Below are 13,976 nucleotides of genomic sequence, written 5' to 3' on the forward strand. Positions count from 1 at the left end.
TGTCCTTCTTTTTGGGTTTCGGCGGCTGAAATCCGCCTCCACCCTCTTACTTAAAATGCTCGGGGCAAATGAATTGCCCCTGCGCCAAGGTTTTGGACCAAAGGCCCAAAACGCTTGTACGGCACAAAAGCGCCGCCCCGCTGTGCGGGGCCCCGTGGCTGCGTGTCCTCAAAGCCGCTCATACTTTCTATTAAAAAGTCCTGGAGCTGCAACAGTCCAGGGAAAATATCGACTCAAAACAGCTGTCTCAATTGCTTTCAAAAGATACAAAAACAGTTACACGAAATCTTACCCCTGTTTCCTCTCCCCGCCGGGTCACTTCCCCCTCACATAGGCCGCCATGGCGTGGAGGAGGCACACCACGTTGGCATCCGCGTAGCCGCCGCCGCTCTTCCAGTAGTCCGGGCTCTTCACGATCCCGGCTTGGGCCAGCACCTCCACATCGGCGTCCAGATCGGCGGCCGGGGCCCCCTCGCACAGCCCCAGGAATTCCTCCCAGCCGCCGGGGGTGTGCCGGATGGTATGGGGGCAGTCCTTGCCGTTCCAATGGTGGTGCTGCACCACCCGCTCCAGGGGGATGCCGTGCTCCGCCCTCAGGAGGCGCACCAAAGCGGCCGCGTTCTGCTTTGCCTTTTCCCAGTCTCCGCCCGCGTCCACGCAGAGCTCCATGCCGATGCTCTGGGCATTGCCGGGGCCCTTGGCCCCGTCCCCGGCGTGATAGGCCGTCTCGGTATCCGGCAGGTGCTGGACGATGGCGTGGTCGTCCACCGTGTAGTGCCAGCTCACCAGGGCGTTGGCGGCACTGTCCCCCTTCAGGTAGGAGGCGTGGGCCGCGGCGTCCGCCCCCCGGGCGGCGTTTCCGGTCTCGTGGATGGTGAGGTAGCTGCACGGGTTTGCTCCGCCGGGGCGGTTCTTCCGGCCCTGGGGGATGTAGTCGGTCTGGATGGCAATGCCGTTGTCAGTGGTCCGCTGAGGGGCCTTTACCGGCTCCAGGTAGTCCAGGGAGACCCAGCCCTTGTCGGTGCGTCCCCACCCCTCCTTCTCCTCCAGGACGGTGACCACCGTTCCGCAGGGATAGGCTCCCGTCTTTCCATAGCCCGTACCCGGGCCGCTGCGGATGTTCACGCCCACGGCGGGCGTGACGGTGTACTGTCTGCTCATGGTGTCCTCCTTGTCTCCCTCCCGGGTCGGCCCGCCAGCCCGCGGCGGTCTCTGCTCCGGGGATTTTCCGCTCGTTTGCCTCTCAGGCCTGCTCCGCTTCGCGCAGGATGGCCTCCGCCGCCTCCCGGCTCAGGCGGCCCGCCGCCACCAGCGCCTCGATGCGCCGCTTGTCCCAGAGGCGGGGATAGTATTTCCGGGCCAGTTCCTCCACATTCACAGTTCCACCCCCTGCATGATGGCCAGAAAATCCACGTCCGCCCGGAGCTGCTCCAGCGCGGTGGGCGCGGGCGGGACCAGCGCCGCCCGGTCGGCCTCCATCTCCTCCGCTGTGCGCTCCACCGGCTTGCCGCCCGCCAGCTTCCACAGGGATATGCCGTCGCCGTCCAGCGGCCGGCCCGGGAGATAGTGCCGATATGCGTGCCGAAACCGGTCTCCGGTTCCGGCGTCGATGGCCGTCCATCCGCGGGTGTCGCCCAGAAACGCGGAGCTGTTGATGTCTGTGATCCTGTCGCCGTCCAACCGGACGTACACGGTGCTCTTCTCTTCGTAAAGCATAGCCCCTCCTTTACAGTTCCGCCGAATTCGTGTAATAAGTGACCTCCCCGATCCGGACCGTTCCGGGGGTGGGGTCGATCCGCATGACCGGGCGGCAGTCGACCGCTCGCTCAGGCCGCTGGTCCGCCGCGGAATAGAGCTGGAAATACCGCTGGCAGGCGGCCAGCGCCTTCCCGTATTCCGGCCCGGCAAAGAGCTGCGGCCTGCCAGACGCATCTCTCCAGCTCAGCGTCTGGACCTCCCCCTCCTCCAGCTTTGCGGCGTACAGCCGGATCTTGCACCCCTTGCCGCACACAAACACAAATTTCAGGGCGGCGCTCAGCGTCCCGGCGGTATCCGTCAGGGCGCAGACCCCCTTTTCGTCCGGAATGGCCGCATCTTTTTTATAGGTGTCAAAGATGTTCGTGATATAGCAGTACTCCGTCCCGCTGACCCGCTCGGCCAGCGCGGACAGCGTGAGGGTCCTGCCGCTGTATTGGGCGGGCGCTTCCACGGCGCACTCCAGCGTAACCAGGGCTTCCGCCGGGGCCTCCACCTCGACGCAGTCCTCCTTTATGGCCAGCGTGCCCCCGCTCAGCTTCCAGCCGTCCATGGTGTAGCCCCCCGTATAGAGGACCGCCCCCCGCTGATTGATGGGGAGGGCTCCCTCCCCCTTCTGGCTGCCCCCGCCGGTAAAGCAGCCGTTGCACAGCAGGTTCCTGCGCACCTCCGCCCCCAGGTTGGCCAGTGCCTCCTGGGCCGTGTCCAGGTTGGACAATTTCAGGTCGGCCCGTGTCGTCCGGTTCTCGTGCATGGCCGCGTCGATGGCGTCGGCGTTGTAATTCAGGTCCGCAATGTCCACGGGATCCTGTTTCTCCGGCTTTCGCAGCCCATAGTTGGTCGTATTGGTCATCCTGTCCTCTCCTCCGAACGCTTCTCATTCTCCGCCGGGGTATGCTCCTTCCTCCCCACCCCCTCCGCCGCGCAGGCCCTCTGCCAGGCCCGCCGGGGATCGTTGCTCACCGGGTGGAGCTTGCTCAGGGCCAGGCAGGCCGCCATCTCGCACGTCCCCGTCCCGCCGTGGCGGTTCTTGGCCACGATGATCTCCAGCGGGGAGGGGGCAAAGCCGCCGGGCCTGTGCCGGTCGTAGTAGTCCGCCCGGTAGAGGAAGAGCACCCCGTCGGCGTCCTGCTCGATGGCCCCGGTGTCCCGCAGGTGGGAGAGCTGGGGCACCCGGTCCCGCTGGCCCTCGGTCTGGCGGTTGAGCTGGCAGAGCACCAGGGCCGGGATGCGCAGGGTCCGGGCCAGGGTCTTGAGGGCCCCCGAGATCTCGGTCATGTACTCGATGCGGTCCTTCCGCCGCCCCTCCCGGCCGGGGGAGATCTTTCCGATGTAGTCCACCACCAGGAGCCGGAGGTCCTTCACCTGCCGGGCCAGGAGGGCGATGTCGTCCACCGTGACCGAGGGGCTGCGGTTGATGTGCAGGGGCAGGCGGCTGAGCTTGGCGCTGGCCTGGGCCAGCTTCTGATACTCCTCCTCGGTGAGCTGGTCCATGAGCAGGCGGCTGCCCGGAATGCCGGCCAGGCGGCTCAGGCGCTTGGCCGTGAGCTGCTCCTCGTCCATCTCCAGGGACACGAAGAGGACCGGCCCGCTCCGCTCGGCCACCCGGTCGGCGATGTTGAGGGCCACCGTGGTCTTGCCCATGCCCGGCCGGGCCGCCAGGATGTACATGCCCCCCGCCAGCATCCCGCCCCCCAGCAGCAGGTCGATGTCCCGGAAGCCGGTGGGCACGAAGCGGCAGGCCGTCCCGGCGTCCACCTTCCCCCGGTGGTCGAAGAAGGCCAGGAGGGACTCCTCCGGGGCCAGCAGGTCCCCGCCCACGCCCCCGGTCTGGAGCTCCTCCACCCGCCGCCCGGCCTGGGCCAGGATGGCGGCGGTCTCGTCGTGCCCGTCCACCCGCCGCTGGAGCTCCTCCCCCAGGCTCCGGATGGCCCGGCGGACCGACTGCTCCCGCACCTGCCTGGCGTAGAGCTCCACATTGGCGGCGGTGGGGGTGATCTCCATGAGCTGCATCAGGTATTCCCGGCTCACGTCGGCGTGCCGGGTCCGGGCCTCCTCCAGGATGGTCAGGGGGTCCACCGGCCGGTTGGCCCGGGCCAGGGCTACCGCCGTGCGGTAGATGGCCCGGTCGGCCTCCAGCACGAAGTCCTCCGGCCGGAGCAGCCCCTCCACCACCGGCAGGCACTGCCCGTCCAGCAGGATGGAGCCCACCACCGCCTGTTCGGCCTCCAGGCCGTCAGTCATCATAGACCACTACCTCCTCCCCGTCGATCAGTTCCAGGTGATACCTGCGCGCCCCCCGCGTCTTCCGCCTCCCGCTCCTGTGGAACACACCGTCCCCCTCCTGGGGGACTTCAGGGGGTATATTCTCTTTTCTTGACTTACTCTCTCCGCCATTTTTGTCGGGAGGGGTCCCGTCAATTTTGTCAGGAGGGGTCCCGTCATTTCTGTCGGGAGGGGGTACCCGCTCCTCCCCCGCCCGGCCGGGGAAGATCCGCCGCTCCAGCACCTGCCGGTCCGGCCCCCGGCGCACCTCCAGGCGCAGGTATCCCTCCCGGACCAGCTCGGCCAGCAGCCGGGTGACGGTCCGGTCGCTCATCCCCAGGCGGGCGCAGAAATAGCCGTTGTGGGCGTGGCAGTACCCCGTCCGGCAGGCGAGGGCCTCGATCTCCCCGTACAGCAGCTTGGCCTTGGCGGACAGCCGCCGGTCATACCGGAGGGCGGCCGGGATCCGGACCCAGTCCGATGCACTCTGTCTCCTCTGTTCCATGGCATATCCTCGTACTAATGTTCTATAATCTCCTTATAGGATATCATACACCCGTTCTAGTATCTTGTCAAGATATTTTTGAAAGACAAGTTTCCGTAAAAAAAGACCAACGGGCGCTCTGTTTCAGAGCGCCCGTTGGCTACGAAAAGGTGGAAATGAATGCGGTTTATTTCGCCGTGTTCTCCGCGAAGTTCATGAGGATCTGGGCCACCTCCGCCCGGGTGGCGGTGCCGGTGGGATCCAGGATGGTGGCGGTCTTGCCGTTCAGGAGACCGTCGCCCACCGCCCAGGACATGGCGTGCTCGGCCCAGCCGGAGATCTTGTCCCGGTCGGCAAAGGCGCTCAGGTCGGCGGTGGCGGTGACGTCGTAGTCCTTGTACTGGGCGTAGCGGTAGAGGATGGCGGCCATCTGCTCCCGGGTGACCGGGTCCTCGGGGCCGAACTTGCCGCTGCCGTAGCCGTCCACGATGCCGGCGGAGGCCGCCCAGTTGACCGCCTTGGCATACCAGGCGTCGGCGGGGACATCCACGAAGGAGGTGCCGGCCGCGGCGGGCTTCTCCTCCAGGTTGTAGAGGACCTGGGCGATCATGCCGCGGGTGAGGTTGGCGGCGGGGGCAAACTGGGTGTCGCTGGTGCCCGTCATCATGTGGTGCTCATAGGTGTAGCACACGGCCTCATAGTACCAGTCGCCCTCCTTCACGTCGGTGAAGGGCAGGGTCACCGCGCCCTCCTCCACAAAGGTGGCCTCCACGGTGACGGAGGTGTCGGGCATGGTGAAGGTGTACTTGTTCTCGCTCTTCTCGGTGAGCTTGCGCTCCTCCCCGTCCCGGTCGGTGACGGTGAGGGTGTCCAGCACATAGCCCTCGTCGGGCTGGACGGTCAGGGTCACCGTGGCGCCCTGGGAGGCCCAGGTGCTGCTGCTGGTCACCTTGCCGTGCTCGCTCTCCTCCACCTTGATGGCGTAGGTGCTGGAGGAGCCGCCCGAGCTGGGATTGCGGACCTCGATGGTCTTCTCCCCGGCGCCGATGACCTTGCCGGAGTCCAGATCCACCAGCTGGAAGGTGGCCTTGTAGGTGCCCTTCTGGTCAAAGACCAGCTTCAGGTCGGTCTTGGCGCTGTAATTGGCGCTCACCGGGAAGCCGCCGTCGGGGCCCCACTGGCCCACCTCAGCCAGGTTGTACTCCTTGCCGGTCTCGTCGGTGGCCAGGATCTGGGGCTTGGCCCCCTCGGGACCCTCCACCGCGATCTGAATGAGGGCGTGGGCATAGGCGGGGGCGTTGGGATCGCCCTTCAGGGTGGCGCTGCCCTGGCCGCTCTGGTTGGGACGCAGGGTGTCGGGGGCCTCGATGTCAAAGGTGTAGGCGTGGCCCACCGTGATCTGGAAGGACCCGCCGCCCAGCACCGCGCGGTCCTGGTCCAGGTCCACCAGCTGGAAGGTGGCCTTGTAGGTGCCCGGCTGATCAAAGACCAGCTTCAGGGGGGTGTCGGCCCGGTAGCCGGCCTCCACATGGAAGCCGCCGTCGGGGCCCCACTGGCCCACCTCGGCCAGGTTGTGCTCCTGACCGGTGGTGTCGGTGGCCAGGATCTGGGGCTTGGCCCCCTCGGGACCCTCCACCGTGATCTGGATGAGGGCGTGGTCATAGGCAGACGCGCTCTCCAGGCCCACCAGGGCGGCGGAGGCGGAGGCGTTCTGGCCCACCACCATGGTCTTGGGGGCGGTGATGGAGAAGTAGTAGTCAGACTCGGTGATGACGAAGTCCTTCTCCGCCGTGCCGGTGAAGTTGCCCTGACCGGTGACGGTCACGGTGCCCACGCCCACGGCGGTGTTGTTGGTGTAGCTTACGGTGTAATCGCCCTGGCTCAGGGTGAGGCCGTCCACGGTCACGGAGGTGACCTCAGGCTCCACGGGGCTGCCGGTGTAGACGAAGCCGTCCTGGGGCAGGGTCACGGCGGCGCCCGCGATGTCCTTGGGCTCGATCACAAAGTCCACGGTGACGGTGCCGGTGTAGTTGCCCATACCGGTGATCTCCACGGGGTAGGTGCCCGCGGCGGTGCGCTCGGTGAGGGCGGCGGTGTAGTCCCGATCCTGCACCAGGGTGCTGCCGCCGTCCTCCACGAGGAGGGCGGGGGTGTGGCCCTGGCCGTCATAGGTCACCCGGGAGACCGACGCCATCTCGGCGCTCAGGGCCTTGGGGGTGATGGTCAGGGCGGCGGTGGCGGTACCCAGGTAGTCGTCATTCTCGGCGGTGATGGTGACGGTGTAGGTACCCACGTCGGTGGGAGGCGTCATGCTGTCATAGCCCTGGCCCTGATACTGGTAGGTGAAGGTGAACTCCCCGCCGGTATACTCGCCGGTGACGCTGGCCGGGCCCACGCCCTGGCTCTCACCGCTGTAGGGGACGCTCACGTCGCCGCACAGGATGGCCCCCTCGGGGAGCACGTCCTTGTTGGCCGAGCGGATGGTCACCACGGCGTTGATCTCCTCGTAGGTGTCGGAGGCGATCTTCAGGTCGATGGAGGCCGTCTTGTCCACCTCATAGACCGGGTTGTAGGTCACGGTCATGGTGGAGCCGGAGATGGCGGGCTCCCCGCTCAGGATGCCGTCGGTGTCGGTCATGCCCACATAGGTATAGCTGGGGTTGAGGGCGTCGGGCACCAGGCGGTTCAGGTTCACGTCCACCGAGCCGCCGGTCTCGCCCACCCGGATGTTCTGAGTCAGCTGGGCGGTGCCGGAGTAGATGCCCTTGCCCACGCTGGCGGTGGGGTCGGAGGTCACGGTGCCGGTGCAGTTGGAGGCCTGCACCGCCACGCGAATGGTGTGGCCCACGTCCTGGGCGGTGAGCTGGTAGGAGGCGCCCACCGCGCCGGAGATGGCCGAGCCGGAGCGCATCCACTGGTAGGAGAGGGTGCCCATCTCGGCCTCATCCGGGGTCACCGTGAGGCCGGTGGTCACGGCGGTGAGGGTGTCGCCCATCCGGGGCGCGGGGTTGTCGATGGTGACGGTGCCGCCCAGCTCGCCCCGCACGGCGCCGCCGGTGTAGCCCAGAGTCTCGTTCTGGAAGAAGAGCTGGGGATAGGGGCAATCGCTCACGGACTGCCAATAATCGCTGGTCCAGCCCTCGGCGGCGTAGGTGCTCCACTGGCTGGCCTGGGCGCGGGTGATCTTGCCGCCCTTGGCGTTGTCCTCGGCGTTGCCGCTGATGTCGTCCACGGCCAGGGCAGTGTTCTTGGTGACGGTGTCCTTGGTGCCCTCCTGCCAGATGTTGCCAAAGCCGTTGTCCACCCACTTGCCGGGCTCGGCGTCGGTGGTGTAGACCAGGGCGGCCTTGCTCACGTCGGCGCGGCCGTAGACCGCCACCGAGTCGGACAGGACGAAGCTGTCGGTGAAGTAGGCGCCGCTGCGCAGGTTGTAGTCCTCCCGAATGGCGTGGATGAGGCCGGCCAGACCGCCCGCCCGGGCGGCGCCGTAGTTGCCCTCGGCGCTGACCTCACCGGCGTTGTAGCTCTGCTCCACACCGGTCTGGTAGTTGCCCTGGCCCACCAGGCCGCCGGCGACCACGTCGCAGTCGTTGGTGGAGTCAGTGTTCTCGGCCGTCACGTCGCCGTAGTTGTAGGAGCCGTGGATGAGCACGGCATTGCCGTTGTCACCCACCAGGCCGCCGGCCAGGAAGGAGGAGCGGTACATGCCGCCCATCCCCTGTCCGCCGGTGCTCCAGATGTCGCCGGCGTTGTAGCAGACATGGATGGAGCTGCTGGAATAGTTGCTGCCCACCAGGCCGCCGGCCGTGGTGTAGGCGGTGGAGGCATAGGCGGTCACGGCGCCGGTGTTGAAGCAGTACTGCATCCCCAGGCGGCCGTACTCGTCCTTGGAGTGGGCATAGCCCACCAGGCCGCCGGCGTCCACGGCGCAGCTGTATCCGCTGCCCGTCACCTTGGCCCGGTTGTAGGAGGCCGACACCATCACGCTGCTGCCGTAGGTGCTGCTGTAGCGGTTGGTCTCGGCCCGGCCCACCAGGCCGCCCACGTAGCCGGCCGACTCGCCGGAGGAATTGAAGGAGACCGTGCCGGTCACATAGCAGTTCATGAGGACCGTGGCCCCTCCGGCGGTGCTGGTGGCATAGCCCACCAGGCCGCCCACGTTGGAGGCGGTGGTGCTGCCCTGGGAGTCGCTGTTCACCTTGATGTTCACGTTCTCCAGGCCCAGGTCAAAGATCTGGGCATTTCTGGCCGCGCCGAACAGACCGAAGTCGTTCCGTCCGTTCCGCCCGGTGATGGTCAGATTGCGGATCACATACCCGCAGCCGTCCAGCGTGCCGGTAAAGGGCTTGCTCTGGCTGCCGAGGGGGACCCACTCCTCCCCGGAGAGATCGATGTCCCCGGTCAGGTAGTAGGCGCCGCTCAGATCGCTGCTGATGTTCTTCAGGTCCTCCGCTGTGGACACGGCGGTCCATCCGCTGTGGTCCATCTTCTGGAAGTCCGTGATAAAGTTGTCCCGGTTGGCCGTATTGGCCGCCAGCGCCGAGACCGGCAGAAGCATCAGCACCATGCAGCACGCCACCAGCGAGGACAGCAGGCGCTTGATTCTGGTCATGATCTTGTATCACTCCTTCTTCTGATTTTGGGTATCCGAGCAATGAAAAACAGGGTCAAATACCACTCCTCTCCTGTGTTTCCCGAACGAAAGTCAAATTAAGGAAACCTTTCTGGGATAACTCTATCCCATTTTGTCACAAGATACAATATCCTGGCTGCATAGTGTTTTGCGCTTTGTCATTTCGGTCAACCCCCCTGCTCCGCGCCAAAACGGGGCCCCCCGCCCTGTGTGCGGAGAGCCCCGTGAGAGGGAGATCCTATTCGCTTTTGATGGCCTCCAGCGCCGGGATCTGCACCGCCTTGTTGGCGGGATAGTACCCGGAGGCCAGGCCGATGAGCACCGAGAAGAAGATGCCGAACACCGGCAGCCACAGGGGGATCACCGACAGCCGCCGCACCCCCTCGCCCCCCAGCAGGGCGGGGAGCAGGTTCTCCACCGACGGCCCCAGGGAGACCAGGTTCACGATCAGGGAGATGATCCCGCTGCTCACGCAGCCCACCACCCCGCCGATCAGGCCGATGGCCCCCGCCTCGGCCAGGAACATCACCCGGATGTCGGTGACATAGCAGCCCAGGGACTTCATGATGCCGATCTCCCGGGTGCGCTCGGAGATGGACATGATCATGGTGTTGGTGATGCCCAGGGCGGCCACGAAGAGGGAGATGGCCCCCAGGCCGCCCAGCATCATCTGCTTCTGCCGGGCCTCCTGCTCCATGGGCTTGCGGATGCTCTCCATGGACTCGGTGTTGTAGCCCATGGCCTTGATCTCCTGCTCCACCGGCTCCACCTGGTCGATGCCCGTGACCTTCACCAGCACCGAGGTGTAGGGGAGGGCCTTCTTCTTCCCCCGCTGGATCTTGTCCCAGATGCCCCGCAGGTCGGACAGGCTCATCATCAGCCCGTCGGAGGTCTCGCTCCCCTTGGCGTAGTCCTCCTTGGTCACCCCGGCCACCGTGATGGGGAAGGTGTACTTGCCCCCGTCGTGCTCGATCTCCAGGGTCATCTTCCCCTTCATGGGGTCCAGGTAGGGGGGCGGAAACTCCGTGAGCTGTCCGTTCTCGTCCAGCTCCCCGCCCCAGCGGTCCACCATGTTCCGCCCCTCGGGGCGCAGGGTGTCCTTGAAGTTATAGGCCAGGTACTCCCCCGCCATGACCTCCCCGCTCCGGTGGGCGGCCGCCCCCTGGGTGAGGCGGAAGCCCAGGGGCTCCAGGGTGTCCATGTCCACCCCGGCCACGGTGGTCCACTCGGCGATGTACCGGTTGCCCGTGCCCGCCAGAAGGCGGATGCGGTCGGCCTCCAGGCTCTGCTTGGGGGTGACGGCCTCCACGCCCCCCAGACTGCGCAGGCGCTTGACCAGGGCCTCGTCCAGCTTGGTCTTGCCCTTGCCCCCCTGGGGGGCGTTGACCGTGATGATGGTCAGGTCCCCCATCTGGGCCAGCAGGCTCTCCTGGGCCTCCTTCATGCCGATGCCCAGGGAGACCATGATGACGATGGAGCAGCAGCCGATGAACACCCCCAGCACCGTCAGAAGGGTGCGGGATTTCCGCCGCAGCAGGTTTTGCAGGCACATGCGCATCAGGTCCTTGCGTCTCAAGGCTCACTCTCCTCCTCCCAGGAGGTCCAGTCCCCGCCCTCCTCGGTCTGGGGCTTGGCGCGGCCCTTCTTCCACCGGAGGAGGGCCAGGAGGAGCACCAGTCCGCCGCCGCTGCCGCCCAGGACCAGGGGCCAGGGGAAGGGCTGTCCCTCCTCCTCCCCCGCTCCGGGGGCCGGGTCCTCGGCGGGGACGAACTCCTCCACCTGGAGCTCCACGGGGAATTCCCGGGTCTGGAGCTGCTGGTCGGCGTTCTCATAGGTGACCCGGAGGACCAGGGAGAGGGGCCCGGCCTTCTCGGGGGTGACGGCGAAGCCGATGGCCCCGCTGCTCCCGGCGCTGAGGTTGCCCAGGTACTGGGTCCGGGCGGGGGTGGTCACCCCCTCGCCCACCACGGTGGCCTCCACGTTGGCGATGTCGTCCTTGCCCTTGTTCACATAGGCCAGGGTGAGCTCCAGCTCCTCCCCCTCGGTGGCGGTCTCGGGCAGGGTGGGGGCGTTGATCTGGAGGCGGTCGGGCTGATAGAGGGGGATGGAGACCTTGATGTCCGAGGTGGCCTGGGCGCGCTTGGCCCCGTCCACATACTCGTACTTGAAGCCGATGGAGACGCTCTGGGCGCCGCTCTTGCCGGTGGGGACGGCCCGCATAGGGACCTCCCGGGTCTGGCTCTCCCCGGCGCCCAGGGCGGGGTAGTAGAAGGTGTTGGTGCTGCCGTTCATGGCGAAGCTCTCCCCGCCCTCCACGGTGATCACCAGGTTTTCGATCCCCAGCCGCCCGGTGTTCTCAAAGGTGAAGGAGAGGGGGAAGGAGCTCCCCGAGGCCACCGACCCCTCCCCGTAGGAGAAGGAGCGGATGACCACGTTGGGCTGGGGGCTGTCCCCCTTCCCGGTGGGGACGGCGGTGAGGTTGATGCGGTCGGAGGCGGTGGCCTGGGCCATGGTCTCCCCGTTGTGGTAGCTGTATTTCAGCTCGGTGCTCAGGGACTGGTTGGCCGAGCTGATCTCGGCCGCCCCCTGGATGCGCAGGGTGAGGGAGGCGCTCTTCCCCGGCTCCAGGTCGGGCAGGAGGAAGGAGGAGGCGTCGTTCAAAAGCAGGATGGCGTCCGAGGGGGTCACCGTCACCATGGGGGAGACCACCTTGGTGGTCCCCGCGTTGCGGAAGGAGAGCTCCACGCTCCGGCTCTCCCCGGCGGCCAGGGGCTTGGGGGCGGCCGAGCGGGTGAGGATCACCAGGGGCTGGGCCACGCTCTCCCGGGGCACGGCGGGGATGCCCACCTTGTCGGAGGCGGTGGCCTGGGTGAGCATGCCGCCGTTGTCGTAGCCGAACTTGAGCTCGGTGCTCAGGGACTGGTTGGCCGAGTTCATGTCCCGGGCGGCCTGAAAGCGGACGGTGATGCTCCCGGTCTTGCCCGGCGCGATGTCCCCCAGGAGGAAGGTGGTGGTGTCGTTGAGGAGCATCAGGGACTCGCTGGCGGTGACGGCCGCCACCGCCCCCACCAGCTTGGTGGTGCCGCTGTTCTGGAAGGAGATGGTCACCTCTCGGGTCTCCCCGGGGGCCACGGGCTTTTCCAGGGGGGAGCGGGTGACCAGCACCGGGGGCTGGGGCACGCTCTCCCGGCCCAGGGCGGGGATGCTGATCTTGTCGGTGATGCTCCCCTGGACCAGGGAGATGTTGTTGTGGTAGTTGAAGCGCAGCTCCACCCCCAGGGACTGGGCGGGGCTCTGGATGACGCTGGCCGCCTTGATCCGGAGCTTGACGGTGGCGCTCTTCTTCCCGGCGATCTCGTCCAGGGGGAAGGAGTTGCTCCCCCCCAGGATCTCCAGGCCCTCGGTGGGGGTGAAGACGGCCACGGGGGATTTCAGCCGGGCGTTGCTCAGGTTGCGGAAGGTGATGGTGAGCTCCGCCTCCTGCCCGGCCTGGATGGGCTGCTTGAGCTCATTGCGGGAGACCGTCACCAGGGGGACGGGGGCGGCGTCCGGGGTGGAGGGGATGTCGGGGACCCGCTCGGGGGCCTCGTAGACCACGGCCTCGGTGACGGTCACCTCCATGGTCTGGTAGGAGTCGGCCTGTCCGGCGGTGCCCACCTGGAGGCGCAGGCTCTGCCCCACGCCCTTGTAGGTGACGCCGCTCAGGAGGATCTCGTAGCGCAGGGGGGCTCCGTCCTCGGAGACCCGGCGGACATTGACGCTCCCGCCGGTGAAGCTGTCCTCCAGCTTGGTGATGTCCAGGGCGGCGGGGTCGCCGGCGCCGGTGCCGTCCCCGGTGTCCTTGACGGTGACGGCGATGTTGACGGTGTCGCCCTTGGTGACCCGGGCGGCGGTGCGCCCGGCGGAGTCCTGGACGGTGTAGCCTGTCACATAGAGGGTGCCCCCCTCGGCGGCGGCCGCGGCGGGCAGCACGCCCAGCAGCAGCGCCAGGAGGAGCAGGAGGGCCCCGCCCCGGCGGAATGGATTACGCTTCATATTGACTCTTCTCCTTCTGGTTGACTTGGTTGCCCACGATCTCCCCGTCGATGAGGGTGACGATGCGGTCGGCGTAGGCGGCCATCTCCGGGTCGTGGGTGACCAGGATGATGGTCTGGTGGTAGCGGCGGGCAAAGGCGCAGATCATCTCCATGATCTCGGCGGTGGTCTTGGAGTCCAGGTTTCCGGTGGGCTCGTCGGCAAAGACCACGTCGGGCCGGGCGATGAAGGCCCGGGCGATGCCCGCCCGCTGCTGCTGGCCGCCCGACATCTGCCCCGGGAAGTGGTCCAGCCGGTGGGAGAGCCCCACCCGGCACAGCAGCTTCCGGGCCGCCGCCTCCCGCTCGGCCCGGGGGACTCCCCGGAACATGAGCGGCATGGCCACGTTCTCGGTGGCGGTCAGGTTGGGCAGCAGGTTGTAGGACTGGAACACGAAGCCCAGGTGCTGCTGCCGGAAGGAGGCCAGCTGCCGCTCGCTCAGGCGGGAGATGGGCACGCCGCCGATGCGCACCTCTCCCCGGGTGGGCTTCTCCATGCCGGCCAGCTGGTTGAGCAGGGTGCTCTTCCCCGAGCCGGAGGTGCCGAAGATGCAGCAGATCTCCCCCCGCATGACGTGCAGGTTGATGCGTTTCAGGGCCACTACCGTCTCATCGCCGATGGGATACTCCTTGCGGAGGTCCTTCACCTCGATGACGGGGCGGCCGCGCAGGTCAGGTCCGTTCACAGGACGCTCCCCCCTTTCCGAGAGGTATCTTACGCCCTGCATCTTTACACACCCTTTGCCCAGGTTTAAGATTTGGAAAG

10 protein-coding genes are annotated in these 13,976 nt (G+C 67.0%); all 10 read right to left on the reverse strand.

What is annotated here, in order from left to right; genetic code table 11:
• Nucleotides 1-315 precede the first annotated feature (315 nt).
• A complete protein-coding gene (locus H8S34_RS01730) occupies nucleotides 316-1,161 on the reverse strand; it encodes an N-acetylmuramoyl-L-alanine amidase (protein ID WP_186962868.1) in 846 nt (281 codons plus the stop codon).
• An 82-nt stretch (nucleotides 1,162-1,243) separates the two neighbouring features.
• Nucleotides 1,244-1,378, reverse strand: coding sequence for an XkdX family protein (locus H8S34_RS01735; protein WP_101693637.1), 135 nt, complete (start codon nucleotides 1,376-1,378; stop codon nucleotides 1,244-1,246).
• Nucleotides 1,375-1,716 carry a hypothetical protein gene (locus H8S34_RS01740; protein ID WP_186962869.1) on the reverse strand — a complete coding sequence of 114 codons (342 nt, stop codon included), beginning with the start codon at nucleotides 1,714-1,716 and terminating at the stop codon, nucleotides 1,375-1,377. Before H8S34_RS01740 ends, H8S34_RS01735 begins: the two co-directional genes overlap by 4 nt.
• Nucleotides 1,717-1,726: 10 nt before the next feature.
• Nucleotides 1,727-2,608: a hypothetical protein gene (locus tag H8S34_RS01745; protein WP_186962870.1), complete on the reverse strand. Its 882-nt coding sequence runs from the start codon at nucleotides 2,606-2,608 to the stop codon at nucleotides 1,727-1,729.
• Nucleotides 2,605-4,002, reverse strand: coding sequence for a replicative DNA helicase (locus H8S34_RS01750; RefSeq protein ID WP_186962871.1), 1,398 nt, complete (start codon nucleotides 4,000-4,002; stop codon nucleotides 2,605-2,607). Before H8S34_RS01750 ends, H8S34_RS01745 begins: the two co-directional genes overlap by 4 nt.
• A complete protein-coding gene (locus tag H8S34_RS01755; protein ID WP_186962872.1) occupies nucleotides 3,992-4,525 on the reverse strand; it encodes a helix-turn-helix domain-containing protein in 534 nt (177 codons plus the stop codon). The genes H8S34_RS01750 and H8S34_RS01755 overlap by 11 nt, the downstream gene beginning before the upstream one ends.
• Nucleotides 4,526-4,691: 166 nt before the next feature.
• Nucleotides 4,692-9,116: an S-layer homology domain-containing protein gene (locus H8S34_RS01760; protein ID WP_186962873.1), complete on the reverse strand. Its 4,425-nt coding sequence runs from the start codon at nucleotides 9,114-9,116 to the stop codon at nucleotides 4,692-4,694.
• A 259-nt stretch (nucleotides 9,117-9,375) separates the two neighbouring features.
• Nucleotides 9,376-10,713: an ABC transporter permease gene (locus H8S34_RS01765; RefSeq protein WP_186962874.1), complete on the reverse strand. Its 1,338-nt coding sequence runs from the start codon at nucleotides 10,711-10,713 to the stop codon at nucleotides 9,376-9,378.
• Nucleotides 10,710-13,172, reverse strand: coding sequence for a COG1361 S-layer family protein (locus H8S34_RS01770; RefSeq protein WP_186962875.1), 2,463 nt, complete (start codon nucleotides 13,170-13,172; stop codon nucleotides 10,710-10,712). The genes H8S34_RS01765 and H8S34_RS01770 overlap by 4 nt, the downstream gene beginning before the upstream one ends.
• Complete coding sequence (locus H8S34_RS01775; protein WP_328821014.1) at nucleotides 13,162-13,896, reverse strand: ABC transporter ATP-binding protein; 735 nt, start codon at nucleotides 13,894-13,896, stop codon at nucleotides 13,162-13,164. The genes H8S34_RS01770 and H8S34_RS01775 overlap by 11 nt, the downstream gene beginning before the upstream one ends.
• Between the last annotated feature and the right edge of the window lie 80 nt (nucleotides 13,897-13,976).

The sequence above is a fragment of the Pseudoflavonifractor hominis genome (assembly GCF_014288125.1).
GTDB classification, from domain to species: Bacteria; Bacillota; Clostridia; order Oscillospirales; family Oscillospiraceae; genus Pseudoflavonifractor_A; species Pseudoflavonifractor_A gallinarum.